Origin of the sequence: Mycobacterium sp. SP-6446 (genome assembly GCF_001954045.1) — a bacterium.
GTDB lineage: Bacteria > Actinomycetota > Actinomycetes > Mycobacteriales > Mycobacteriaceae > Mycobacterium.
Genome location: NZ_MBEM01000224.1, coordinates 1 through 22,612 on the forward strand (window position 1 = coordinate 1; position 22,612 = coordinate 22,612).

Below are 22,612 nucleotides of genomic sequence, written 5' to 3' on the forward strand. Positions count from 1 at the left end.
CGCGTGCCTGGCGGCCGGCTACCGGCGCGCGGACGGTGCCGGGCCGCAGCCGCGCCTGGACTACCCGCCCTACCGCAGCAGCGCCCTGAGGCACCCGAAACACCCTCTGCTGGTTGTCGATCCCGAGGCGGTCGAACGCGCGGCACCGTGCTTCGGCGCCCACGACGTTGACCCCCTCGACGCCGACCTGACGGCCCGCCACCCGGGCGAGCCGATCGGCGAGCGCGTCATCGTGACCGGGCGGGTCCTCGACGATTCCGGTGCGCCGGTGGCCGGCCAGCTGGTCGAGATCTGGCAGGCCAACGCCGCCGGTCGCTATCACCACCAGCTCGACCAGCACCCCGCGCCGCTCGATCCCAACTTCACCGGCTCCGGGCGCTGCCTCACCGGAGCCGACGGGTCATACCGCTTTCTCACCGTCAAGCCCGGGCCATATCCCTGGCGCAACCACCGAAATGCCTGGCGCCCGGCGCACATCCACTTCTCGGTCTTCGGCACCGCGTTCACCCAGCGTCTGGTCACGCAGATGTACTTCCCCGGCGACCCGTTGTTCGACCTGGACCCGATTTTCCAGTCCATCCTGGATCCCGCTGCGCGCCAACGGTTGATCGCGCGCTACGACCACGACCTCACCCAGCCGGAATTCGCGACGGGGTATCGGTGGGACATCGTGGTCTGCGGAAGCCGACGAACCTGGACCGAAGATGCCTGAATTAGCTTGTACCCCAGGGCAAACGGTGGGGCCGTTCTTTGGCATGGCATTGCCGTACCCCGGGGGCGGCGACCTGGTCGACGCCGCGCATCCGCAGGCCGTGCGGTTGCACGGCACCGTCTACGACGGGGCCGGCGCCGCCGTCCCGGACGCGCTGGTCGAACTCTGGCAGGCCGACGGCGCCGGCCGAATCCCGCGGCGGGCCGGCTCGCTGCGGCGTGCCGGGACCGGGTTCACGGGATGGGGGCGCGCGGCCACCGACGCGGCGGGCCATTACGCGTTCACCACCCTGGCGCCCGGTTCGGCGAGTGGCGGGCGGCCACCGTTCTTCGCCCTCGTCGTCTTCGCCCGGGGGCTGTTGGACCGGTTGTTCACCCGCGCCTACCTGCCGGGCGCAGACTTGGCCGCCGATCCGCTGCTGAGCGTGATCGACCCCGGCCGGCGGGCCGGCCTGCTGTGTATCGCCGAAAGTGATTCCGGCCGAACGGGTTACCGCTTCGATATCCACCTGCAGGGCCCGAACGAGACGGTTTTTCTGGCATACGGGGACGAGGGGCGATGACGAATCTGCTGTGGCCGGGGGACCATCGGGCCGGCGAGTACATGACGGACTGGGCGCTGCTGCAGTCGATGGTGGCGACGGAGTCCGCCTGGCTGGGCGCCCTTGTCGCCGCCGGCCTCGCACCCGCCGAGTGCGCGAACATGGACCTGGCACACCTGGTGAACCCGACCGATTGCGAGCTGCTCGCCTTCACCGCCGAGGGCGGCGGCAACCCGGTCATCGGCCTGGTCGAGCTGCTGCGCCAGCGGGCCGTCCCGGCCATCGGGCCGTGGATCCACCGCGGTCTCACCAGCCAGGACGTGCTGGACACCGGCCTGATGCTGGCCGTGCGTGCCGCCGCGGATGCCGTCATAGCGCAGCTCACCCAACAGATTTCGACGGTCTCCACCCTTGCCGGAGAACATCGGGCCACCCCGATGGTGGCCCGAACCCTCACCCAGCACGCCGCGCCCACCACGTTCGGCGCCAAGGCCGCGGGCTGGCTGAACAGCGTGCTCGACGCGTGCGAGCGGCTGCGGGCGCTGGCCCTCCCGATCCAGGTCGGCGGCGCCGCCGGGACCCGCGCCGCCACAACGGAATTGGCGACACTGCTCACCGACGCCGACGACCCGGCTGCCGTCTCGGATCGCCTGGCGCTGGACGCGGCCACCGCGCTGGGCCTGGACGTCCGAGCGCCCTGGCACACGACGCGAACACCGGTCACCGCGGCCGGCGACGCCCTCGTCGGCTGCACCGACTGCTGGGGCCGCATTGCCTCGGACGTCCTCACCCTGGGCCGCCCGGAGATCGCCGAACTCAGCGAACCGGCCGCCGAAGGGCGGGGCGGTTCGTCGTCGATGCCACACAAGCGCAATCCGGTGCTGTCCATCCTGATACGGCGGGCCGCCCTGTCGGCGCCGGCGCTGGCGGCGACCCTGCACACCGCGGCGGCGCTGGCCAACGACGAACGCCCGGACGGTGCCTGGCACGCCGAATGGGACACGTTGCGGACCCTGGCGCGGCGGGCCGTGGTCGCGGGTTCCCAGTGCGTCGAGCTGCTGGCCGGCCTGCAGGTTCATCCCGAGCGGATGGCCGAAAACCTCGGCGCAGCAGACGTTCTGGGGGAGCAGCGAGCCATCGCAGAACTGGCGGGGAAGCCGCCGTCGCCGAGCTACTTCGGTGCCGTCGACCGCTTGATCGACGACAGCCTGGCCCGCGCCGAGCGAATGCTACGGGGCGCTTGACGCCTTGCCGTCTTGGTAGATGCTGGCCAGCCAGATGTGCGCCAGCGTGTCGATCACCCGGTCTTCCGCTATTGTCGGCTCCTCGGTGGTGAACGTCGCCGCCATCACTCGCTCGCTCAACATGTTCAGCGCAACCGAAAGATCTTCGGCCGGAACGAGTTTCGGGGCGGCGCCGCGCCCGCGCTCGGCCTCGATCGCCGCCGTGGTGGACCAGATCCACCTGTGCATGAGCGTCGACCACGCCTGCCGCACCTCGGGGTTGGTCGCCTTCGCGGCCGCGCCGGCGACCGCGACCGCGCGGTGCGATCCGGACACCTCGAAGAACGCCTCGATGCGGGCCCGCCACACGGCCACCGGGTCGCCCGGCAATCTGCCGGCCAGCGCCGTGAGGGCCGCGTGCGCCCGGGTGTTCACCTGGTCCAGCAGCGACAGCAACACCGCGTTCTTCGAGGGGAAGTAGAAGTAGAAGGTGGGACGGGAGATGCCCGCGCTCTTCGCCAGGTCGTCCACGGAGAAGTCGGCGAGGGGGCGCTGCGCCAGGAGTCGCTCGGCGGCGGCCAGGATCGCGCGCTCGCGGTCGTCGCCCACGAGGCGAGTGGCGCGGCGGCCCCGGGAGCCATGCACGTATTGGGTTCGCGTCGGCAGCTCGCGCACAGCTAACAACGCTCATCGAAGCGCCGACGATTGTCAACGAAACGGTTGATTAACAACTATGGTCCGTTGATCAGTCGCAACGCCACGACGAACACCGGCACGGGTACCGCCGACCAGACGGACGACCGCGCACAGGGCAAACCACGAGCGCGCGGGCCGTGCGGTCGTCAGACGGCCTGCCGCGCCGGGCTTTGCAGGGGTTCCAGGACCAATGTGTGTCGACGCTGGTGCACGGTGAGATACCGCAGCCCGTCGGGGCCCGCGGCGAACTGGCGTCGCGAACGCCGGGGCAACCACAGCAGCGCCCCGGGGGACAGGTCGATCGTGCCCGTTTCGGTGGTCAGCCGGCCGCCGCCGGACAGCACGTGGATCAACACGTCGAGGTCGGGTCCGGCATGCGAATCGATCGTGCCCCCCGCGGGCAGCGCGATGACATTGGAGTCCAGATCGCGCTCGCGGGCCTGCAGCTTCCAGACCGCCCCGGACGCATCGGCGTCGGCCGTTAACTCGGTGGTGTTAGCCAGGATTCGCGGCGGCGGGGTGGAGGTGAGCTTGCTGATCCGGATCCGCCACACCTGGGGTCCCCGTTCGACGTACTCCCAGCCGTAGCTGCCCGGAAGGTCGGCGTCGAACTCGTCGCGCAGGTGCTTGGGGTCGTGGTTGTTCACCAGGACGAACGACTCGCCGGCCGCGAGCGCGGCGTACGTCGCGAAGATCGTCGGGTGCTTGTCCGGCTTGCGCAGCGCGCGTACGTCAAGTTCGTTGTCTGCCATGCACTCTCCCGTTCGATATAGTTTTCACAACTTGTCTTGTGTAAACTCTAGCGCATGACCTACGTGATCGGGAAGCCATGCATCGATGTGATGGATCGGGCCTGCGTGGACGAGTGCCCGGTGGACTGCATCTACGAGGGCGGCCGGGCGCTCTACATCCATCCCGACGAATGCGTGGACTGCGGGGCGTGCGAGCCGGTTTGTCCGGTCGATGCGATTTACTACGAGGACGACCTGCCCGAGGAGCTCAAACCCTACTTGGCCGACAACGAAGCGTTCTTCACCGAAACCCTGCCGGGCCGCGACGCCCCGCTGGGCTCCCCGGGCGGGGCTGCCAAGATAGGTCCACTCGGCGTCGACACACCCCTGGTGGCCGCGCAGCCGGGAGCCGACGACTCTGAAGGAGCGTGAGCCACCGTTGAGCGCGCAGGTCATAGTCTCCGAATCCGTTGGTCGCCGCCGGGAGGTGCTGCGGGTGCTGCGGGCGTCGCCCGATCCGATGAGCATCGTCGCGATCGCGGACGTGCTGGGCGTGCATCCCAACACCGTCCGCTTCCACCTCGACAGCCTGGTCGGCGACGGCCAGGTGGAGCAGGTCGAGCCCGGCCGCAAGGGGCCGGGCCGGCCGCCGCTGATGTTCGCCGCGGTCCGGCAGATGGATCGCGGCGGCACCCGGCACTATCGATTGCTCGCCGAGATACTGACCGCGGCGTTCGCCGCCGAACGCGATCCGCGCGCCAAGGCGCTGGCCGCCGGGCGGGCGTGGGGGCGCAAGCTGGAATCCCTTCCGACGGATGCCACCAACGCCGAGGACGCCATCGACCACCTCGTCGACGTGCTCGACGATCTCGGCTTCGCGCCCGAGCGCCGCGCGGCCGGCGGGGAGCAACAGGTCGGCCTGCGGCACTGCCCGTTCCTGGAAGTCGCCGAGAACCGAACCAACGTGATCTGCCCGGTCCACCTCGGGCTCATGCAGGGCGCCATGGAATCGTGGGGCGCCCCGGTCGCCGTCGACCGGCTCGACGAATTCGTCGAACCGGATCTGTGCCTGGCCCACCTGAAGCTCGTCGCCAAGTGAGCACCGGATCGGCGATCGTCATCGCGATCACGTTCGTCTGGCTCGGCATGGTGCTGGCGATCTCGTTCTTGGAAGCCCCGCTGAAGTTCCGGGCGCCCAACGTCACGCTGCAGATCGGGCTGGGCATCGGCCGGCTGGTCTTTCGCGCCCTCAACACCGTCGAGGTCGGCTTCGGTCTCGTCATCCTGGCGATCGTGGTCGCCGGGCCGACGCCGACGCGCACCGCCGTTGCGTTCTTCGTCGCCTTCGCCGCCCTGGCGATCCAGCTGATCGCGGTGCGTCCGCGGCTGACCAGCCGGGCCGACCAGGTGCTCGCCGGGTCGGAGGGGCCGCGCTCGCGCGGTCACTACGTCTACGTCGGCCTCGAGGTGGTGAAGGTGGTTGGCTTGATCGCGGCGGGGATACTCCTACTTACCGCCTGACAAAATCCGTCTCGAAGCCCGCTCCCGATTCGCGAAGGACTCGCCATGGAATCCATATCGTTGACCAGCCTGGCCGCCGAAAAGTTGTCTGAGGCCCAGAAGTCGCACAGCGGGCGGGCCGCACACACCATCCACGGCGGTCACACCCACGAACTCCGGCAGACCGTGCTGGCCCTGCTCGCCGGACACGACCTGTCCGAACACGACAGCCCCGGCGAGGCCACGCTTCAGGTGCTGCAGGGTCACGTGCGCCTGACCGCCGGCGGTGACGCCTGGGAGGGCCAGGCCGGCGACTACGTGGCGATTCCGGCGGAACGCCACGCCCTGCACGCGGTCGAGGACTCGGTCGTCATGCTGACGGTGCTCAAGAGCATTCCGTCGCTCACCCATTAGCCCGGATGTTGTCGACGCCCTGGTCGAACAGCTTCGGCCTGCGGGTGCCCATCGTGAATGCGCCGATGGGCGGGGTGGCCGGCGGCCGGCTGGCCGCCGCGGTGACCGCCGCCGGTGGCCTGGGCATGGTGGGCATGGGCAGCGTCGCGACGCGTGAGTCGCTGCACGCCGAGTTGCGGCACGTACAGGGCAGGTTCGGAATCGGCCTGGTCGATTGGGTGATGCGCAACGAGGCGGGGCTGCTGGAGGATGCCCTGGCCGCGCGGCCCGTCCTGCTGTCGGTCAGCTTCGGTACCGACTGGTCGTGGGTCGGGAAGGCTCACGACGCCGGAATCGCCACTGCCACACAGGTATACGACGCCGACGGAGCCCGTCAGGCGGCCGGCGCCGGGGTCGACGTCCTGGTCGCGCGCGGATCCGAGGGCGGCGGACACGGCGACGTGAAGCTCGCGACGCTGCCGTTGCTCGACACCGTCCTGGATGCGGTGTCGGTGCCCGTGCTTGCCGGTGGCGGGATCGCCTCGCCGCGCAGCCTGGCCGCCGTGCTGGCCGCCGGCGCCAGCGGCGCGTGGGTGGGCACCCGCCTGGCGGCCTGCCCGGAAGCGTTGACCGGCGACGGCAGCCGCCGGGCCCTGATCGCGGCCCGCGCCACCGACACCGCGGTCACCCGGGTCTTCGACGTCGCCAAGGGTATGCCGTGGCCGGCCCGGTTCCCGTCGCGCGTGCTGGCCAACGATTTCGTCTCTCGCTGGACCGGCAAAGAGGAGGTGCTCGATCGGTCGGCCTGCGACGAGCTGGCCGCGGCGACCGCCGCCGACGATCGCAGCATCGCGCCGGTCGACGCGGGTCAGAGTGTGGGCATGATCGGCGACGACGCCTCGGTGGGCGAGGTCATCGAGCGGATGTGCGCGGGCGCGGAGAGCCTGCTCACCGCCTGGGGTCGGCGGGCCTGAGCACCACGCAGCACCGGTCCGGCCCAGGCTGCAACCGGACGTCGGGGCCGTGCGGCGCCAGCGCCGAAGCCACGCCGGTGATCAGCGCGTGGTTCATACCGCAGGCCAGCTCGGTCTGCTCCCGGGCCAGCGCGTGGAACGGGCAGTTGGCGAGTTGGACCGCGCCGTCCACCGGCCGGGGCTGATAGCCGTGCTTGTTCAGCAGCGTGACCGTGCGCTCGAGTGCCGCTGCGGCGTCCGCGGGCGGCCGGGTGGTGGCGGCGATCGTCCTGCCGTAGTCGCGGGCGACCCGGTTCAGCACCTCGACCACCGGCTGCGCGGTGTCCGCGGATTGCGCGATGGCCTCGGCCATCAGCCGCCCGGCCAGCTCGTACTCGCGCTGCGGGAGGCTGACCGCGATGTCCCGTCGGGACCTGCGATACAGCTTTGAGGTTCGTCCCGCGCCGGGGCCGGACCGCCCGGTCAAACGCGCGTACTCCGTTTCGAGCAGTCCCTCGGCGGTTAACCGATCTAGATGGAATTTCGCCTGGTGATGCGGTATGTCGACGGCGTCGGCCGCCTGCTCCCGGCTCACCGGCCCCGGCTGGGCGCACACGAATCGGTACAGCCGCAGGCGCACCGGGTCGGCGAGTGCCCCGATGCCCGCGGCGTCGCGCCCCAGCCCGTCTTCCACGTGAAGCCCATTTCTAACAGACAAAACTCTTGACGCTACAGTCTACAGCTTCTAACGTTCAATTTATCATCCGTTAGAAAGAGAGGTAGTTATGGCTACTCGGCAAGTCGGTGCGGGCCCAGCCCTGGCCGATCAATTGAAGGATCCGGCCTATTCGGCGTACCTCGCGCTTCGCACCGTGTTCACGATCGCGCCGATCCTGTTCGGGCTGGATAAGTTCTTCAACCTGCTGACCCACCCGCATCACTGGAGCATGTATCTGGCGCCCTGGATCGACAATCTGGTGCCCGGGACCGCCGATCAGCTGATGTATGTGGTGGGCGTGATCGAGATTGCGGCCGGGGTGCTGGTCGCGATCGCGCCGCGGATAGGCGCCTGGGTGGTCGCGGCCTGGCTGGCCGGGATCATCGTCGACCTGCTCACCCTGTCCGGCTTCTACGACATCGCGCTGCGCGACTTCGGATTGCTGGTCGGCGCCGTGGCGCTGGGCCGGCTGGCGCAGGCCGTGCACAGCGGCAGCATCGGAGGCAGCGTCACAGCCGGCGTCGGGCCGCGCTAACCGCGCGTCACACCCCGCGCAGGTATCGCCTCGCGATGATGCGCTGGGCCACCGACACCAGTGGCCTGCCGGCCTTGCTCCACCAGGTCGCGGGCCGGGAGAACGCCGACACCTCCGCGAACACCGCGGAGGTGGTCGGGTCGTGGCGCACCACGAAGCGTTCCTCGCCGGACTCCGGATGGCCCGGCAGGGTGCCGTAGGCGAACCCGCGGATGTCCGGTTCGTCGATGACGTACACGACGCGGCAGGGCGCGGGCAGGAAGCCCATTCGCACCAACACCACGGTGTCGACCTCGGCGACCTCCGAGCTGGCCCGCACCCGCAGGCCGGCGCCGCGTTGCATGCCCCAGCGCATGACCGCGTCGGCGGCCCGCTCGAAACGCTGCCTGCCCGTGCCGATTTGGCGCTGGGTATGGAGGTGGCCGTATCCGGCGGGCAGCTCGAGGGCCGCGGTCGCGCCCACCTCCGAGTACGTCAGCGGAAGTTCTTCTAGCGCTTGTAGGTCCACGTCCTCAGCTTGCCACGCCGAGACGGACGGCCACCCCGTCGGCGTACGGTCGTAGGGGTGACCGCGCAAAACTCTCAGACCACCAAAGCCATAGCCCAAGCCTCCGGAACGTTCACCCTTGGCGGCGATCTCACCGTCAACCGACTGGGTTTCGGCGCCATGCGCCTGACGGGCCAGGGCGTCTGGGGCCCGCCCGCGGACCGCGACGAATGCGTGCGGGTGTTGCGGCGCGCCGTCGAGCTCGGGGTGAACTTCATCGACACCGCCGACTCGTACGGGCCCTACATATCCGAGGACATCATTCACGAGGCGTTGCATCCCTACGACGGGCTGGTGATCGCGACCAAGGCGGGGCTGCTGCGCACCGCCCCGGACGTGTGGATCCCGCTGGGCAATCCGAGCTATCTGCGCCAGGAAGCCGAGATGAGCCTGCGCCGCCTCGGCGTCGACACCATCGATCTGTTCCAGCTGCACCGCATCGACCAGAACTTCCCGTTGGCCGACCAGGTGGGCGAGCTACTCAACCTGAAAAACGAAGGCAAGATCCGCCATATCGGCCTGTCGGAGATCGACGCCGATCAGCTCAAGGAAGCCCAACGGGTCGCGCAGATCGTGTCGGTGCAGAACATGTACAACCTGTCGTCCCGGGGCGCCGAACCGCTGCTGGACTACGTGACCGAGCAGGGCATCGGCTTCATCCCGTGGTTCCCGCTGGCCGCCGGGCCGCTGGCCGCGCCGGATGGCCCGCTGCAACGCATCGCCGCCGACCATGACGCGACGCCGTCGCAGCTGGCGCTGGCCTGGTTGCTGAAACGGTCGCCGGTGATGTTGCCGATTCCGGGCACGTCCAAGGTGGCGCACCTGGAGGAGAACGTCGCCGCCGCCGAGATCACCCTGTCCGACGACGAGTTCGAGACCCTGGCGGCTGCCGGAGCACAGTAACGGGCCACGCAATACGGTGTCCTGGTGGGCGGCGACCATCAGAAACACCCCGGCGGTGGATTCAATCCGCCCGAACCGACGGTCAAGGGCGGGCCCGACTACGGCCGGTTCGTCGACGCGGTACGCAAGCTGCAGGACCACGCCCGTGCCGTCGACGCGCCCGACGAGGTGATCGCCGAGGCGGCGGACCAACTGGAGAAGGTGTCGGCGCTGCTGGCTCCGTTCGACGGCGACGAATGGCAGTCACCGTCGGGACGCCGGATGGATCTGCCCATGCGGGGCAACGTTCTGACGGTGCCCATGTCGGCGCGCAAGGGCGAGGACGGCCGGATCCACGGCTGGGCCCGCTTCGCGCGATTTCATCTGGGCCGCAACGGCGCCGTGCATGGCGGCGCGTTGGGGCTGCTGTTCGACACGGTGCTCGGGCTGACGTCGGCGGTGCTGACCGGCGGTCCCTATCAGCGCACCGCCTACCTCAAGATCGACTACCGCCACATCGTGCCGATCGAAAAGGAACTACAGATCGATGCCGGGGTCGACCGGGTGGATGGGCGCAAGATCTTCGTGTCGGGCCGGTTAAGCGACGGCGACACCCTGCTGACCGAAGCCGACGCCCTGTTCGTGCGGCTCAAGCCTGGGCAACCCTGACAGCCCCACCCCGATAGCATTGCAACGATCACGCACGTCAACCCAAGCCTTGGAGACCCAACCCGATGAGTGCTCCCGCAAACCCAGCCCCAGCAGCCCCGATCCGGGTGCCTGCCGGGACGACCGCGGCCGCCGCGGTTGGCGAGGCGGGCTTGCCGCGCCGGGGGACACCCGACGCGATCGTGGTGGTGCGCGACGCCGAAGGGAAGCTGCGCGACCTGAGCTGGGCGCCCGATGCCGACGCCGAGGTCATCCCGGTGGCGGCCAACACCGACGAGGGTCGCAGCGTCATCCGGCACTCCACCGCACACGTGTTGGCGCAGGCCGTGCAGGACCTGTTCCCGCAAGCCAAGTTGGGCATCGGACCGCCCATCACCGACGGCTTCTACTACGACTTCGACGTGGCCGAGCCGTTCACGCCGGAGGACCTGGAGGCGCTGGAAAAGCGGATGCGCCAAATCGTCAAGGACGGCCAGCTGTTTTCCCGGCGGGTCTACGAGTCCAAGGAGCGGGCGCGCGAGGAGTTGGTCAACGAGCCCTACAAGCTCGAGCTCGTCGACGACAAGTCGGGCGACCCCGACGTCATGGAGGTCGGCGGCGACGAACTCACCGCCTATGACAACCTTAATCCCCGCACCCGCGAAAGGGTTTGGGGCGACCTGTGCCGCGGCCCGCACATCCCCACCACCAAGCACATCCCGGCGTTCAAGCTGACCAGAAGCTCCGCGGCCTACTGGCGCGGCGACCAGGATAACGCCAGCCTGCAACGCATCTACGGCACCGCGTGGGAGTCGCAGGAGGCGCTCGAGCACCACCTCACGTTGATCGAGGAGGCCCAGCGCCGCGATCACCGGAAGCTGGGCGCCGAGCTGGACCTGTTCAGCTTTCCCGACGAAATCGGTTCCGGCCTAGCGGTTTTCCACCCCAAGGGCGGCATCGTGCGCAGGGAGCTGGAGGAGTATTCGCGGCGCAAGCACATCGAGGCCGGCTACGAGTTCGTCAACACCCCGCACATCACCAAGGCGCAGCTGTTCCACACCTCGGGCCACCTGGACTGGTACGCGGACGGCATGTTCCCGCCGATGCACCTCGACGCCGAATACAACGACGACGGAACGGTGCGAAAGCCGGGCCAGGACTACTACCTCAAGCCGATGAACTGCCCGATGCACACGCTGATCTTCGGTTCGCGGGGGCGCTCGTATCGCGAACTTCCGTTGCGGCTCTTCGAATTCGGCACGGTGTACCGCTACGAGAAGTCCGGCGTGGTGCACGGGCTGACCCGCGCCCGCGGATTCACCATGGACGACGCGCACATCTTCTGCACCCGCGAACAGCTGCACGACGAGCTGGCTTCGCTGCTGCGCTTCGTGCTCGAGCTGCTCGGCGACTACGGGCTGGAGGACTTCTATCTGGAGTTGTCCACCAAGGACCCCGACAAATTCGTCGGCTCCGAACAGGTGTGGGAGGAGGCCACCGCCACGCTGGCCGACGTCGCCCGGGAGTCGGGCCTTGAACTGGTTCCCGATCCCGGGGGCGCCGCGTTCTACGGCCCGAAGATCTCGGTGCAGGCTCGCGACGCGCTGGGCCGCAGCTGGCAGATGTCGACCATCCAGGTGGATTTCAACTTCCCGGAGCGCTTCGAACTGGAGTACACCGCCGCCGACGGGAACCGGCGGCGCCCGGTGATGATCCACCGCGCGCTGTTCGGGTCGATCGAGCGGTTCTTCGGAATCCTCACCGAGCACTACGCCGGGGCGTTCCCGGCGTGGCTGGCCCCCGTCCAGGTGGTCGGCATCCCGGTTGCCGACGAGCACATCGCCTACCTGGAACAGGTTGCCGCCCAACTGAAGTCGCACGGGGTGCGGGTCGAGGTGGACGGCAGCGACGACCGGATGGCGAAGAAGATCGTCCACCACACCGGCCAGCGGGTGCCGTTCATGCTGCTCGCCGGCGACCGCGACGTGGCTGCCGAGGCGGTGAGCTTCCGCTTCGGCGACCGCACGCAGATCAACGGCGTGCCCCGCGACAGCGCGGTCGACGCGATCGTCAAGTGGATAGCCGATCGCGAGAACGCCGCTCCCAGCGCCGAATTGGTGAAAGTGGTCGGGCCGTGAGCGGTCGGGAGGAAGCGGAGGACACCATCGTCGACACCGGCGTCGGCGAGAGCGATCATCTGCAGCGGTTATGGACGCCGTACCGGATGACCTACCTCGCCGAGGCGCCGATGAAGCGCGACAACGCCGGCACCGAGCAGCCCTTCACCGACATCCCTCGGCTGTCCGACGAGGACGGCCTGGTGGTCGCCCGGGGCGAACTCGTCTACGCCGTACTGAATCTCTACCCGTACAACCCCGGTCACCTGATGGTGGTGCCCTACCGGCGGGTCTCCGAACTCGAGGACCTGACCGACGCGGAGAGCGCGGAGCTGATGGCGTTCACCCAGAAGGCAATTCGCGTCATCAAGAACGTGTCGCACCCGCACGGCTTCAACGTCGGGATGAACCTGGGCACATCGGCGGGGGGCTCGCTGGCCGAACACCTACACGTGCACGTCGTGCCGCGCTGGGGCGGCGACGCGAACTTCATCACCATCGTCGGTGGCGCCAAAGTGATCCCGCAGTTGCTGCGCGAAACGCGCCAGCTGCTGGCCACGGAGTGGGCAAAGCAGCAATGAGGCAGCGATGAGTAAGGTGCACTTCCTGTCGCGGGCCGCGTTCACGCGGATCAGCACCCCGACGGCGCGGGCGTGCCTGCGGATGGGCTTGACGCCGGACATCGTCACCATCCTGGGCACCGTCGTCGCGGTGGCGGGCGCGCTGACGCTGTTCCCGATGGGCAAGTTGTTCGCCGGCACGCTGGTCGTCTGGTTCTTCGTCCTGTTCGACATGCTCGACGGCGCGATGGCCCGCGAGCGCGGCGGCGGCACCCGCTTCGGCGCGGTGCTCGACGCGACGTGCGACCGCATCAGCGACGGCGCGGTGTTCTGCGGGCTGCTGTGGTGGATCGCGTTCGGCCTGCACGACAAACTGCTGGCGGTCGCGACCTTGATCTGCCTGGTCACCTCGCAGGTGATCCCCTACGTCAAGGCCCGGGCCGAAGCCAGCGGGCTGCGCGGCGACGGCGGCATCATCGAACGGCCCGAGCGGTTGATCATCGTGCTGGTCGGCGCCGGGCTGTCGGATCTTCCGGTGTACCCGTTGCCGTGGGCGCTGCCGGTGGCGATGTGGCTGCTGGCCGCGGCCAGCCTCGTCACCTGCGTGCAGCGGTTGCACAGGGCGCGCAGTTCGCCCGGCGCGACCGATCCCATTCCGCCCGGAACGGGCCAGCCGTGATCGCCACCCCGGCCGGCCTGAAAGTCTTCGGCCTGCCCCGCAGGTTCGCGGGCCGCCTGATGGGCCGCACCGCGTCGGACTGGGCGTACGCGACCGGCTGGCTGGCGGTACGCGCGATGCCGGAATTCGCCGCGCGCACCGCATTCGACACCGGGGCGCGCTACGCGGCCCGCAACGGCGGGCCGGACCAGCTGCGCAAGAACCTGGCCCGCGTGATCGGGGTGGCGCCGGCCGACGTGCCCGACGAGCTGATGCGGGCCTCGCTGGCCTCCTACGGCCGCTATTGGCGGGAGGCGTTCCGCCTGCCGACCATGGATCTGCCCGCGCTGGCCCGCCAGCTGCACGATTCGGTCCGGGGGATCGACAACCTGGAAAAGGCGCTGGCCGCGGGCCGCGGGGTGGTGATGGCGCTGCCGCACAGCGGCAATTGGGACATGGCCGGGGTCTGGCTGGCCCAGACCTTCGGCACCTTCACCACCGTCGCCGAGCGGCTCGAACCCGAATCCCTCTACAACCGTTTCATCGCCTATCGCGAAACACTCGGCTTCGAAGTGCTGCCGCTTTCCGGCGGCGAACGGCCCCCCTTCGAGGTGTTGTGCGAACGGCTGCGGGACAACCGGGCCGTGTGCCTGATGGCCGAGCGCGACCTCACCCGCACCGGCGTCGAAGTCGAATTCTTCGGCGAGGCCACCCGGATGCCGGCGGGGTCGGCGAAGCTCGCCATCGCGACGGGGGCGGCCCTGTTGCCGGTGCACTGCTGGTTCGAGGACGGCGATGTTCAAGGCTGGGGAATCTCGATCCACCCCGCGCTGGACTGCAGCAGCGGCGACGTGCGCGTCATCACCCAGGCGCTGGCCGACCACTTCGCCGCGAACATCGCCGCCCACCCGGCCGACTGGCACATGATGCAGCCGCAATGGCTGGCCGATCTGTCCGAAGCCCGGCGGGCCCGGCTCAAGGAAGCCTGATGCGCATCGGGATGGTCTGTCCCTACTCGTTCGACGTACCGGGCGGGGTGCAGTCGCACGTGTTGCAACTCGCCGAGGTGATGCGCGCTCGCGGGCACGAGGTCAGCGTGTTGGCGCCGGCTTCGCCACACGTGTCGCTGCCCGACTACGTCGTGTCCGCCGGCCGGGCCATCCCGATTCCCTACAACGGGTCGGTGGCGCGGCTGCAGTTCAGTCCGGCCGTGCACGGCCGGGTCCGAAAGTGGCTCACCCAAGGCGAATTCGACGTGCTGCACCTGCATGAGCCGAACGCGCCCAGCCTGTCGATGTGGGCGCTGCGGGTCGCCGAGGGCCCGATCGTGGCGACGTTTCACACCTCGACCACCAAATCGCTGACGCTGTCGGTCTTTCAGGGTGTGTTGCGGCCCTGGCACGAGAAGATCGTCGGCCGCATCGCGGTGTCCGACGTGGCGCGGCGCTGGCAGATGGAGGCGCTGGGCTCCGACGCGGTGGAGATTCCCAACGGGGTCGACGTCGATTCCCTGGCCCATGCGGCGCCGCTGGACGGCTATCCGCGGCCGGGCAAGACGGTGCTGTTCCTGGGCCGCTACGACGAGCCGCGCAAGGGCATGTCGGTGCTGCTCGACGCGCTGCCCCGGGTGGTCGAGCGCTTTCCCGACGTGCAGCTGTTGATCGTCGGTCATGGCGACGAGGACGAATTGCGGGACCAGGCAGGCGAATTGGCGCAGCGCATGCGGTTCCTCGGGCTGGTGGACGACGCCGGCAAGGCCGCGGCGATGCGCAGCGCCGACGTCTACTGCGCGCCCAACACCGGCGGCGAGAGCTTCGGCATCGTGCTGGTTGAGGCCATGGCCGCCGGCACCCCGGTGGTGGCCAGCGACCTCGACGCGTTCCGCCGCGTGCTGCGCGATGGCGAGGTCGGGAGCCTGGTGCCGGTGGGCGACGCTGGCGCACTGGCCGACGCGCTGATCGAGGTGCTGGACGACGACGTGGCGCGCCGGCGCTATGTGGCGGCGGCTTCCGACGCGGTCCGCCGCTACGACTGGTCGGTGGTGGCCAGCCAGATCATGCGGGTGTACGAGACCGTTGCCGGGTCGGGCATCAAAGTTCAGGTGGCCAGCTGATGGTCTGGCTGGTCGTCGCCGCCGTCACGCTGGTCGTGGTGCTGGCGGTGTGCGGCGCCTGGGCCTATCAGCGGGCCACTCGGCTGGACCGGTTGAACGTGCGCTACGACCTGTCCTGGCAGGCGCTCGACGGCGCGCTGGCGCGGCGCGCGGTGGTGGCCCGCGCGGTCGCGATCGACGCCTACGGCGGTGCCCCGGAGGGTAGGCGCCTGGCGGCCCTGGCCGACGCCGCGGAACGCGCGCCCCGCCAAGCGCGGGAGAACGCGGAAAACGAGCTGTCGGCCGCGCTGGCGATGGTGGATCCGGCGTCGTTGCCCGCGGGCCTGATCGCCGAGCTCGCCGACGCCGAGGCCCGCCTGCTGCTGGCCCGCCGTTTCCACAACGACGCGGTCCGCGACACCCTCGTGCTGGCCGAGCGGCGCATGGTGCGCGCGTTGCGGCTCGGTGGAACAGCCGCGCTGCCAACCTATTTCGAGATCGTGGAACGCCCCCACGCGTTGGCGCACAGCCACCACGGCGCGCCCAGCCACCGCACCTCGGCGCGGGTGGTGCTGCTCGACGAAACGGGCGCGGTGCTGCTGCTGTGCGGTTCGGACCCGGCGATCACCGACGGCAGCGCGCCGCGGTGGTGGTTCACCGTCGGGGGCGAGGTGCGCCCCGGCGAACGGTTGGCCGAGGCCGCCGCGCGGGAGCTCACCGAGGAAACCGGCCTGCGGGTCGCGGCGGCCGACATGGTCGGACCGATCTGGCGGCGCGACGAGGTGTTCGAGTTCAACGGCACGCTGATCGACAGCGAAGAGTTCTACCTGGTGCACCGCACGCGTCGATTCGAGCCGTCCCTGGCGGGGCGCACCGAGCTGGAACGCCGCTACATCCACGGCGCGCGGTGGTGTGACGCGAATGACATCGCGGAGCTGACCGCGGCCGGCGAACAGGTCTACCCGCTGCAACTGGGCGAACTGCTGCCCGCGGCCCTCCGGCTGGCGGACGACGCCCGCGGCCCCGGGGTGCTCGAATCGATCCGCTGATCGCGAGAAAACCCCCTTGTCGCTGACCACTAGAGTGGAAGCGCAATGTCTGAGGAAAAGAAGAAGCCAGTGGAGTCGAATCAGGCCACGGGAACGGCCCGGGTCAAGCGCGGCATGGCCGAGATGCTCAAGGGCGGCGTCATCATGGACGTCGTCACCCCGGAGCAGGCCCGCATCGCCGAGGGCGCCGGCGCCGTCGCGGTGATGGCGCTGGAACGGGTGCCCGCCGACATCCGCGCCCAGGGTGGGGTGTCGCGGATGAGCGACCCCGACATGATCGAGGGCATCATCGCCGCGGTCACCATCCCGGTGATGGCCAAGGCCCGCATCGGGCATTTCGTCGAGGCGCAGATCCTGCAGAGCCTCGGCGTCGACTATGTCGACGAGTCGGAGGTGCTGACCCCCGCCGACTACACCCACCACATCGACAAGTGGAAGTTCACCGTGCCGTTCGTGTGCGGGGCGACGAACCTCGGCGAGGCGCTGCGGCGCATCAACGAGGGCGCGGCCATGATCCGCTCCAAGGGCGAAGCGGGTACGGGAGACGTCTCCAACGCGACCACCCACATGCGGGCCATCGGCGGCGAGATCCGCCGGCTGACGTCGCTGTCCGAAGACGAATTGTACGTCGCGGCAAAGGAATTGCAGGCGCCCTACGAACTCGTCGTCGAGGTGGCGCGCGCGGGCAAGCTGCCGGTCACGCTGTTCACCGCGGGCGGCATCGCCACCCCCGCCGACGCGGCGATGATGATGCAGCTCGGCGCCGAGGGCGTGTTCGTCGGCTCGGGCATCTTCAAGTCCGGTGATCCCGCGGCGCGTGCCGCCGCGATCGTGAAGGCCACCACGTTCTTCGACGACCCCGACGTGCTGGCCAAGGTGTCCCGCGGCCTGGGCGAGCCGATGGTCGGCATCAACGTGGAGCAGATCGCGCAGCCGCATCGCCTCGCCGAACGCGGCTGGTAAAAACGTTCCGTGGCGATCGAAGAGATCCTTGATCTCGAGCAACTCGAGGTCAACATCTACCGCGGCAGCGTGTTCAGCCCGGAATCCGGATTCCTGCAACGCACCTTCGGCGGTCACGTCGCCGGCCAGTCGTTGGTGTCGGCGGTGCGCACCGTCGACCCGCAGTACCAAGTCCACTCGCTACACGGCTACTTCTTGCGGCCCGGCGACGCCCTGGCGCGCACGGTTTTCATCGTCGAGCGCACCCGCGACGGCGGCTCGTTTGCCACCAGGCGCGTCAACGCCATCCAGCACGGCGAAATCATTTTCAGCATGGGGGCGTCGTTCCAGACCGACCAGGAAGGCATCCACCACCAGGACCCCATGCCGGCCGCACCGCCCCCCGACGGGTTACCCGGGCTGAACTCGATCAAGGTCTTCGACGATGCGGGCTTCAAGCAGTTCGAGGAGTGGGACGTCTGCATCGTGCCGCGCGAGCGCCTGCAGCTCTCGCCGGGCAAGGCCGCGCAGCAGCAGGTGTGGTTTCGCCACCGCGACCCGCTGCCCGACGACCCGGTGCTGCACATCTGCGCGCTGGCGTACATGAGCGACCTCACGCTGCTGGGCTCGGCGCAGGTCACCCACCTCGACGTGCGCGAGCACCTGCAGGTGGCATCGCTGGACCACGCGATGTGGTTCATGCGGGCGTTCCGGGCCGACGAGTGGCTGCTCTACGACCAGAGCTCGCCGTCCGCCAACGGGGGTCGCGCGCTCACCCAGGGCAAGATCTTCACCCAGACCGGCGAGATGGTCGCGGCCGTCATGCAGGAGGGGCTGACCCGCTACAAACGCGGATTCCGGCCCTCTGAACAGTGAACACGCCGCGGATCGGCGTGCTGGCGCTGCAGGGTGACACCCGCGAGCACCTCGCCGCGCTGCGCGAAGCCGGCGCCGACTCGATGCCGGTTCGCCGCCGCAGCGAGCTCGAGGCGATCGACGGCTTGGTCATTCCCGGCGGCGAATCCACCACCATGAGCCACCTGCTGCTCGACCTTGACCTGCTCGAGCCGTTGCGGGCGCGGCTCGCCGACGGCCTGCCTGCCTACGGCGCGTGCGCCGGCATGATCCTGCTGGCCAGCGAGATCCTCGACGCCGGCGCGGGCGGACGCGAGGCGCTACCGCTGCGTGCGATCGATATGACGGTGCGGCGCAACGCTTTTGGACGGCAGGTCGACTCGTTCGAGGGCGACATCGAGTTCACGGGCCTCGACGGCCCGGTGCGGGCGGTGTTCATCCGCGCCCCGTGGGTCGAGCGCGCCGGTGACGGCGTGCAGGTGCTGGCCCGGGCCGCGGGGCACATCGTCGCCGTGCGGCAGGGCCAGATGCTGGCGACGGCTTTCCACCCCGAGATGACCGGCGATCGCCGCATCCACCAGCTGTTCGTCGACATCGTCAACGGCCGGCACTGACGCCTGGTCACTATCCCTCCCGTTCTGTGACAGGTGGGGAGGCTGAGTCGATAGGGGCAGCGTCGGGGTATCGACGCGGTCCGTACACGTAGACTCGTTGATCGGATTTCAAGCAACAGAAGAGGTACGACACACCGATGAGCGGCCATTCCAAGTGGGCCACCACCAAGCACAAGAAGGCCGTCATCGACGCCCGCCGCGGCAAGATGTTCGCGCGGTTGATCAAGAACATCGAGGTCGCGGCGCGCGTCGGTGGCGGTGACCCCGCGGGCAACCCGACCCTGTACGACGCCATCCAGAAGGCGAAGAAGAGTTCGGTGCCCAACGACAACATCGAGAAGGCGCGCAAGCGCGGGGCCGGCGAGGAAGCCGGCGGCGCCGACTGGCAGACGATCACCTACGAGGGCTACGCGCCCAACGGAGTGGCGGTGCTGGTCGAGTGCCTGACCGATAATCGCAACCGTGCGGCCAGTGAAGTCCGAGTGGCGATGACGCGCAACGGCGGAACGATGGCCGATCCGGGATCGGTGGCCTACCTATTCACCCGCAAGGGCGTCGTCACCCTCGAGAAGAACGGCCTGACCGAAGACGATCTGCTGGCCGCGGTGTTGGACGCCGGTGCGGAGGACGTCACCGATCTGGGTGACAGCTTCGAGATCATCACCGAGCCCACGGATCTCGTCGCCGTGCGAACTGCCTTGCAGGAGGCCGGGATTGACTACGACTCCGCCGAGGCGGGGTTCCAGCCGTCGGTGACCGTTCCACTCGATGCCGACGGCGCGCAAAAAGTCATCCGGCTGGTCGACGCGCTCGAAGAGAGCGACGACGTCCAGGACGTCTACACCAACGCCGACATCCCCGACGAGATCCTGGCCCAGATCGAGGAGTGAGCTGAGCGGTCCTGTCGTCAACCATCACGCCGACCACCCGGGCTTTGCCGGGCCGATCGGTGTGGTGGCCGCGCTCGGCATGCTCGTCATGGGGCGCCGCTACGCGGGCCTGGCCGTCGACCAGGCATCGGTATCCGACTCCGACCGTGTGGTCGACGTCGGCTGTGGTCCGGGCAACGCGGCACGTGCCGCCGCCCGGCGGGGCGCCGAAGTCATCGGTGTCGACCCGAGCCCCGTCATGTTGCGTCTCGCCCGCGCGACGACCCGCGACCCCAGCGTCAGCTGGTCGCCCGGCGGCGCCGAGGAGCTGCCGGTGGACGCCGGCTGGGCAACCGTCGCGTGGTCGCTGAAGACCGTGCACCACTGGAAGGACGTGACCGCCGGGCTCGCCGAGCTGCGACGAGTGCTGGCGTCGTCGGGGCGCCTGCTCGTGATGGAGCGCCGGGTGGAGACCGGGGCCACAGGACTGGCGAGCCACGGGTGGACCGAACAACAGGCGAATTCCTTTGCGGCGCAATGCGACACAGCCGGCTTCATAGGCGCGCGCATCGACCAGCATCCCGTCGGCAAGACTACCGCGTGGGTGGTGCGAGCGGCAGCGCCCTAGTCGTAACCGTGCCGCATGTCGTCGACGATGCGCGGGTTCTCCAGCGTCGAGGGATCCAGCGTTCGGGGCCCGACGTCGCCGGCGAACACCGTGGCGGCCGCAAGCACCTGCGGGTTGAGGAAGCGCAGCGGCGGCGCATCGGCCGGCAGGGTGGCGCTCGGCGGGATCTCGCCGCGGCGCGCCAGCGCAAACCCCCAGTCGCCGAACGTCGGCACGTGCACGTGGTAGGGCGTGACGGCGTAGCCGGCGGCGTGGATCGTCGACACCGTGCGCCAGAACGCCGTCGGCGTCGAAAACGGGCTGCCGGCCTGCACGACCACCAGGCCACCGGGCGCCAGCGCATGCGCGGCGAGCGAATAGAACTCGGTCGAATACAGCCGCCCCAGCACCGGGGTGTCCGGGTCTGGCAGGTCGATGATGATCGCGTCGAAGCCCTGCGGCGGGCGCAGCTCGGGGTGCGGCGCCCGAAGCCAGCGCATCGCGTCGTCGATCACGACGGCCACGCGCGGGTTGTCCAGCGCCCCGCGGTTGGCGTCCCGCAAGGTGGTGCGCGCCAACTCGATCATCGCGGGGTCGAGCTCGACCTGCACGATCTTGCCGACCCCGGGTTGGCGCAGCAATTCCCGCGCCGCCAGGCCGTCGCCGCCGCCCAACACGAGCACCGACCGGGCGCCTTTGACATCACCGCCGAGCGCGGGGTAGACGAGGCTTTCGGTGTAGCGATATTCGTCGCGGGTGGAAAACTGCAAGCCCCCGTCGAGGTACAAGCGGGTGTCGTTGTCGCGGCGGGTGATCACGATCTCCTGGTAGGCGGTGTGCCGGTAGGCGATGATCGGGTCCGCGTAGAGCCGTTGCCGGCTGGTGGTCTCGATGTCGTGCGACCGCACCAGCAGTGTGACCAGCACCCCGAGCGCCGCCGCGAGCGCGCACAACGCCGTCGCCAGCTGCCGGACGGAAACCACCCGGCGCAGCAGGAACATCGCCACCACGGCGGCCGCTACCAGGTTGATGATCCCGGTCGCCGCGGCCCCGCGGATCATCCCCAGATGCGGCAGCAGCAGGAACGGCCAGACCAGTCCACCCACCAACGCACCCAGGTAATCCGCCGCGTTCAGGTTGGCCAGCGTCCGGCCGGCATCCGTGGCGCCCGCGGTGCGGCCACGCTGCAGCAGCGTCATCAGCAGCGGCACCTCGGCGCCGACCAGGCCGCCGATCAGGGCGGTGCTCACCGCCAGCACCCACGTCGACCCGTCGACGAACGCGAACACCACGTACAGCGCCGCCGCCGACAGGCCGCCGATGATCCCCAGCGCCGCCTCGACGGCGATGAAGGTGATGGCCGCGTGCCTCAGCAGCGGCTTGATCGCCAGGGCGCCCGCACCCAGCGCGGCGATGTATCCGGCGACGATCAACGAGGTGGCGACGATACCGCCGCCGTTCAGGCTCGCCGACAGCGTCAGCAGCGCCAGCTCGTACACGATGCCGCACGCCGCGCACGCCGCGACGGCGGCCAGCAGCACGGAACGCCACCGCCGCGACGAATCCGTGGCCGCGGGCGCCAACGACTCGACGGTGGTCATGACACCGCCGCCGCGGTCACCCCTCCCACCGCCAGCAGTATCAGCGCCACCGCGAACGCACCGGGATGCAGCTCCGGCTCGTCGACGTGCTCGTGGAAACTACCCGGTATCAGCAGGTGCATCGCCAGCAGCGCTATCCCCAGCAGGATCACGCCCACCAACCCGTACACCGCCACCCCGACGAGTCCCTGGCCCAGCTGGCTGTAGCTGTTGGCGATGGCGCTGATGATCACGGTCGCCAGCGCGATGTACATCGCACCCGCGACGACGACGGCGTTGGGGCGACGATCGATGAACACCAGTTGGCGCAGCTTTCCCGGGGTCAGCCAGTCGACCATGTAGAAGCCGACGAGCAGCACGGCCATGCCCACTCCGAAGTACAGGATCGTCGCGACTACGCCCTTGAAGATTGGATTGAGGTTGACATTCCCGATCTCGACGGCGAGGTACATCCTTGTCTCCTTTGGGTTTTGGCGTTACTTGGTTCCGCCCGGGCCGCCGGCGGTGCCGGCCCCCCCGCCGGGGGGGGACCCGGGGCTGAACCCGGGGCCGAGGAAGATGGAGGCCGC

The 22,612-nt window shown here is 69.4% G+C and carries 28 protein-coding genes and 1 pseudogene; 22 read left to right on the forward strand and 7 right to left on the reverse strand.

Going from position 1 to position 22,612, the window contains the following annotated elements; all coding sequences use genetic code 11:
• The 3 genes from pcaH to A5736_RS19970 form a co-directional block, all read left to right on the forward strand.
• A partial coding sequence (gene pcaH / locus A5736_RS19960; RefSeq protein ID WP_139333453.1) for a protocatechuate 3,4-dioxygenase subunit beta occupies positions 1–712 on the forward strand: 712 nt, incomplete at its 5' end.
• Positions 705–1,274: a protocatechuate 3,4-dioxygenase subunit alpha gene (gene pcaG / locus A5736_RS19965; protein WP_076248165.1), complete on the forward strand. Its 570-nt coding sequence runs from the start codon at positions 705–707 to the stop codon at positions 1,272–1,274. The genes pcaH and pcaG, both read left to right, overlap by 8 nt.
• The gene (locus A5736_RS19970) at positions 1,271–2,497 is read left to right on the forward strand and encodes a lyase family protein (protein WP_076248167.1); all 1,227 of its coding nucleotides are present in this window, start codon (positions 1,271–1,273) and stop codon (positions 2,495–2,497) included. Before pcaG ends, A5736_RS19970 begins: the two co-directional genes overlap by 4 nt.
• Here the strand turns inward: A5736_RS19970 and A5736_RS19975 are convergent.
• Together A5736_RS19975 and A5736_RS19980 are read right to left on the reverse strand one after the other, a co-directional pair.
• Entirely contained in the window at positions 2,483–3,151 is a 669-nt protein-coding gene (locus A5736_RS19975; protein ID WP_076122138.1) for a TetR/AcrR family transcriptional regulator, read from the reverse strand. The two genes, A5736_RS19970 and A5736_RS19975, sit on opposite strands and share 15 nt — an antisense overlap.
• Positions 3,152–3,318: 167 nt before the next feature.
• Entirely contained in the window at positions 3,319–3,924 is a 606-nt protein-coding gene (locus A5736_RS19980; RefSeq protein ID WP_076248169.1) for a DUF2249 domain-containing protein, read from the reverse strand.
• A gap of 54 nt (positions 3,925–3,978) precedes the next feature.
• Between A5736_RS19980 and fdxA the strand changes: the two genes are divergently transcribed.
• Genes fdxA through A5736_RS20005 form a run of 5 tightly spaced genes read left to right on the forward strand, consistent with a single transcriptional unit; the run spans position 3,979 to position 6,770 of the window.
• Positions 3,979–4,335, forward strand: coding sequence for a ferredoxin (gene fdxA / locus A5736_RS19985; RefSeq protein WP_076063878.1), 357 nt, complete (start codon positions 3,979–3,981; stop codon positions 4,333–4,335).
• Positions 4,336–4,342: 7 nt separating this feature from the next.
• Positions 4,343–5,002 carry a metalloregulator ArsR/SmtB family transcription factor gene (locus A5736_RS19990; RefSeq protein WP_233147922.1) on the forward strand — a complete coding sequence of 220 codons (660 nt, stop codon included), beginning with the start codon at positions 4,343–4,345 and terminating at the stop codon, positions 5,000–5,002.
• The gene (locus A5736_RS19995; RefSeq protein ID WP_076122141.1) at positions 4,999–5,424 is read left to right on the forward strand and encodes a hypothetical protein; all 426 of its coding nucleotides are present in this window, start codon (positions 4,999–5,001) and stop codon (positions 5,422–5,424) included. Before A5736_RS19990 ends, A5736_RS19995 begins: the two co-directional genes overlap by 4 nt.
• Before the next feature lie 45 nt (positions 5,425–5,469).
• Complete coding sequence (locus A5736_RS20000) at positions 5,470–5,817, forward strand: cupin domain-containing protein (protein ID WP_076122142.1); 348 nt, start codon at positions 5,470–5,472, stop codon at positions 5,815–5,817.
• Positions 5,818–5,822: 5 nt separating this feature from the next.
• Positions 5,823–6,770 carry a nitronate monooxygenase family protein gene (locus A5736_RS20005; RefSeq protein ID WP_076122143.1) on the forward strand — a complete coding sequence of 316 codons (948 nt, stop codon included), beginning with the start codon at positions 5,823–5,825 and terminating at the stop codon, positions 6,768–6,770.
• On the opposite strand, the gene A5736_RS20010 is transcribed toward A5736_RS20005, so the two are convergent.
• Complete coding sequence (locus A5736_RS20010) at positions 6,745–7,443, reverse strand: metalloregulator ArsR/SmtB family transcription factor (protein WP_076248170.1); 699 nt, start codon at positions 7,441–7,443, stop codon at positions 6,745–6,747. The two genes, A5736_RS20005 and A5736_RS20010, sit on opposite strands and share 26 nt — an antisense overlap.
• A gap of 91 nt (positions 7,444–7,534) precedes the next feature.
• Here A5736_RS20010 and A5736_RS20015 point away from each other — a divergent pair, with 91 nt between their 5' ends.
• Positions 7,535–8,002 (forward strand): DoxX family membrane protein, encoded by a 468-nt coding sequence (locus A5736_RS20015; RefSeq protein ID WP_076248172.1) that lies wholly within the window; start codon positions 7,535–7,537, stop codon positions 8,000–8,002.
• Between the two features lie 7 nt (positions 8,003–8,009).
• On the opposite strand, the gene A5736_RS20020 is transcribed toward A5736_RS20015, so the two are convergent.
• Positions 8,010–8,510: a DUF1990 family protein gene (locus A5736_RS20020; protein ID WP_076063887.1), complete on the reverse strand. Its 501-nt coding sequence runs from the start codon at positions 8,508–8,510 to the stop codon at positions 8,010–8,012.
• A 57-nt stretch (positions 8,511–8,567) separates the two neighbouring features.
• Here A5736_RS20020 and A5736_RS20025 point away from each other — a divergent pair, with 57 nt between their 5' ends.
• The 13 genes from A5736_RS20025 (at position 8,568) to A5736_RS20085 (ending at position 20,463) form a co-directional block, all read left to right on the forward strand.
• The gene (locus A5736_RS20025) at positions 8,568–9,452 is read left to right on the forward strand and encodes an aldo/keto reductase (RefSeq protein WP_076248173.1); all 885 of its coding nucleotides are present in this window, start codon (positions 8,568–8,570) and stop codon (positions 9,450–9,452) included.
• A 21-nt stretch (positions 9,453–9,473) separates the two neighbouring features.
• On the forward strand, positions 9,474–10,100 hold the full coding sequence (locus A5736_RS20030) for a PaaI family thioesterase (protein ID WP_076115873.1): 627 nt from the start codon (positions 9,474–9,476) through the stop codon (positions 10,098–10,100).
• A gap of 65 nt (positions 10,101–10,165) precedes the next feature.
• Positions 10,166–12,217, forward strand: coding sequence for a threonine--tRNA ligase (thrS, locus tag A5736_RS20035; protein WP_076248175.1), 2,052 nt, complete (start codon positions 10,166–10,168; stop codon positions 12,215–12,217).
• A complete protein-coding gene (locus A5736_RS20040; protein ID WP_076248177.1) occupies positions 12,214–12,777 on the forward strand; it encodes an HIT domain-containing protein in 564 nt (187 codons plus the stop codon). Before thrS ends, A5736_RS20040 begins: the two co-directional genes overlap by 4 nt.
• A 7-nt stretch (positions 12,778–12,784) precedes the next feature.
• A complete protein-coding gene (gene pgsA, locus A5736_RS20045; RefSeq protein ID WP_076248179.1) occupies positions 12,785–13,435 on the forward strand; it encodes a phosphatidylinositol phosphate synthase in 651 nt (216 codons plus the stop codon).
• A gap of 59 nt (positions 13,436–13,494) precedes the next feature.
• Complete coding sequence (locus A5736_RS20050; RefSeq protein ID WP_139333456.1) at positions 13,495–14,403, forward strand: phosphatidylinositol mannoside acyltransferase; 909 nt, start codon at positions 13,495–13,497, stop codon at positions 14,401–14,403.
• Positions 14,403–15,527, forward strand: a complete 1,125-nt coding sequence (locus A5736_RS20055; protein ID WP_076248180.1) for a glycosyltransferase family 4 protein — start codon at positions 14,403–14,405, stop codon at positions 15,525–15,527. The genes A5736_RS20050 and A5736_RS20055 overlap by 1 nt, the downstream gene beginning before the upstream one ends.
• Positions 15,527–16,555, forward strand: coding sequence for an NUDIX domain-containing protein (locus A5736_RS20060; RefSeq protein WP_076122152.1), 1,029 nt, complete (start codon positions 15,527–15,529; stop codon positions 16,553–16,555). Before A5736_RS20055 ends, A5736_RS20060 begins: the two co-directional genes overlap by 1 nt.
• Before the next feature lie 45 nt (positions 16,556–16,600).
• The gene (pdxS, locus tag A5736_RS20065; RefSeq protein ID WP_076063903.1) at positions 16,601–17,518 is read left to right on the forward strand and encodes a pyridoxal 5'-phosphate synthase lyase subunit PdxS; all 918 of its coding nucleotides are present in this window, start codon (positions 16,601–16,603) and stop codon (positions 17,516–17,518) included.
• A gap of 9 nt (positions 17,519–17,527) precedes the next feature.
• The gene (gene tesB / locus A5736_RS20070; protein ID WP_076122153.1) at positions 17,528–18,373 is read left to right on the forward strand and encodes an acyl-CoA thioesterase II; all 846 of its coding nucleotides are present in this window, start codon (positions 17,528–17,530) and stop codon (positions 18,371–18,373) included.
• Positions 18,370–18,966 (forward strand): pyridoxal 5'-phosphate synthase glutaminase subunit PdxT, encoded by a 597-nt coding sequence (gene pdxT, locus A5736_RS20075; RefSeq protein WP_076122154.1) that lies wholly within the window; start codon positions 18,370–18,372, stop codon positions 18,964–18,966. The genes tesB and pdxT overlap by 4 nt, the downstream gene beginning before the upstream one ends.
• 137 nt (positions 18,967–19,103) lie before the next feature.
• On the forward strand, positions 19,104–19,856 hold the full coding sequence (locus tag A5736_RS20080; protein ID WP_076064622.1) for a YebC/PmpR family DNA-binding transcriptional regulator: 753 nt from the start codon (positions 19,104–19,106) through the stop codon (positions 19,854–19,856).
• 64 nt (positions 19,857–19,920) lie between these two features.
• Entirely contained in the window at positions 19,921–20,463 is a 543-nt protein-coding gene (locus A5736_RS20085) for a class I SAM-dependent methyltransferase (protein ID WP_175611343.1), read from the forward strand.
• Here A5736_RS20085 and A5736_RS20090 read toward each other — a convergent pair.
• The 3 genes and pseudogenes from A5736_RS20090 to A5736_RS26905 all read right to left on the reverse strand — a co-directional run.
• Positions 20,460–22,043: a polyamine aminopropyltransferase gene (locus A5736_RS20090; RefSeq protein ID WP_076248182.1), complete on the reverse strand. Its 1,584-nt coding sequence runs from the start codon at positions 22,041–22,043 to the stop codon at positions 20,460–20,462. The genes A5736_RS20085 and A5736_RS20090 overlap by 4 nt on opposite strands.
• Positions 22,040–22,495 carry a DUF350 domain-containing protein gene (locus tag A5736_RS20095; protein ID WP_076122156.1) on the reverse strand — a complete coding sequence of 152 codons (456 nt, stop codon included), beginning with the start codon at positions 22,493–22,495 and terminating at the stop codon, positions 22,040–22,042. Before A5736_RS20095 ends, A5736_RS20090 begins: the two co-directional genes overlap by 4 nt.
• Positions 22,496–22,519: 24 nt before the next feature.
• A pseudogene (locus A5736_RS26905) lies at positions 22,520–22,612 on the reverse strand (DUF4247 domain-containing protein); the annotation flags it as partial.

Coding starts and splice junctions, on each gene's coding strand:
- thrS (WP_076248175.1), top strand. CDS start 10,166: ATGAGTGCTCCCGCAAACCCAGCCCCAGCAGCCCCGATCCGGGTGCCT.
- A5736_RS20080 (WP_076064622.1), top strand. CDS start 19,104: ATGAGCGGCCATTCCAAGTGGGCCACCACCAAGCACAAGAAGGCCGTC.
- A5736_RS20055 (WP_076248180.1), top strand. CDS start 14,403: ATGCGCATCGGGATGGTCTGTCCCTACTCGTTCGACGTACCGGGCGGG.
- A5736_RS20015 (WP_076248172.1), top strand. CDS start 7,535: ATGGCTACTCGGCAAGTCGGTGCGGGCCCAGCCCTGGCCGATCAATTG.
- A5736_RS20090 (WP_076248182.1), bottom strand. CDS start 22,043: ATGACCACCGTCGAGTCGTTGGCGCCCGCGGCCACGGATTCGTCGCGG.
- A5736_RS19970 (WP_076248167.1), top strand. CDS start 1,271: ATGACGAATCTGCTGTGGCCGGGGGACCATCGGGCCGGCGAGTACATG.
- fdxA (WP_076063878.1), top strand. CDS start 3,979: ATGACCTACGTGATCGGGAAGCCATGCATCGATGTGATGGATCGGGCC.
- A5736_RS20095 (WP_076122156.1), bottom strand. CDS start 22,495: ATGTACCTCGCCGTCGAGATCGGGAATGTCAACCTCAATCCAATCTTC.
- A5736_RS20000 (WP_076122142.1), top strand. CDS start 5,470: ATGGAATCCATATCGTTGACCAGCCTGGCCGCCGAAAAGTTGTCTGAG.
- pdxS (WP_076063903.1), top strand. CDS start 16,601: ATGTCTGAGGAAAAGAAGAAGCCAGTGGAGTCGAATCAGGCCACGGGA.
- pgsA (WP_076248179.1), top strand. CDS start 12,785: ATGAGTAAGGTGCACTTCCTGTCGCGGGCCGCGTTCACGCGGATCAGC.
- A5736_RS20005 (WP_076122143.1), top strand. CDS start 5,823: ATGTTGTCGACGCCCTGGTCGAACAGCTTCGGCCTGCGGGTGCCCATC.
- A5736_RS20060 (WP_076122152.1), top strand. CDS start 15,527: ATGGTCTGGCTGGTCGTCGCCGCCGTCACGCTGGTCGTGGTGCTGGCG.
- pcaG (WP_076248165.1), top strand. CDS start 705: ATGCCTGAATTAGCTTGTACCCCAGGGCAAACGGTGGGGCCGTTCTTT.
- A5736_RS19980 (WP_076248169.1), bottom strand. CDS start 3,924: ATGGCAGACAACGAACTTGACGTACGCGCGCTGCGCAAGCCGGACAAG.
- A5736_RS20050 (WP_139333456.1), top strand. CDS start 13,495: ATGGGCCGCACCGCGTCGGACTGGGCGTACGCGACCGGCTGGCTGGCG.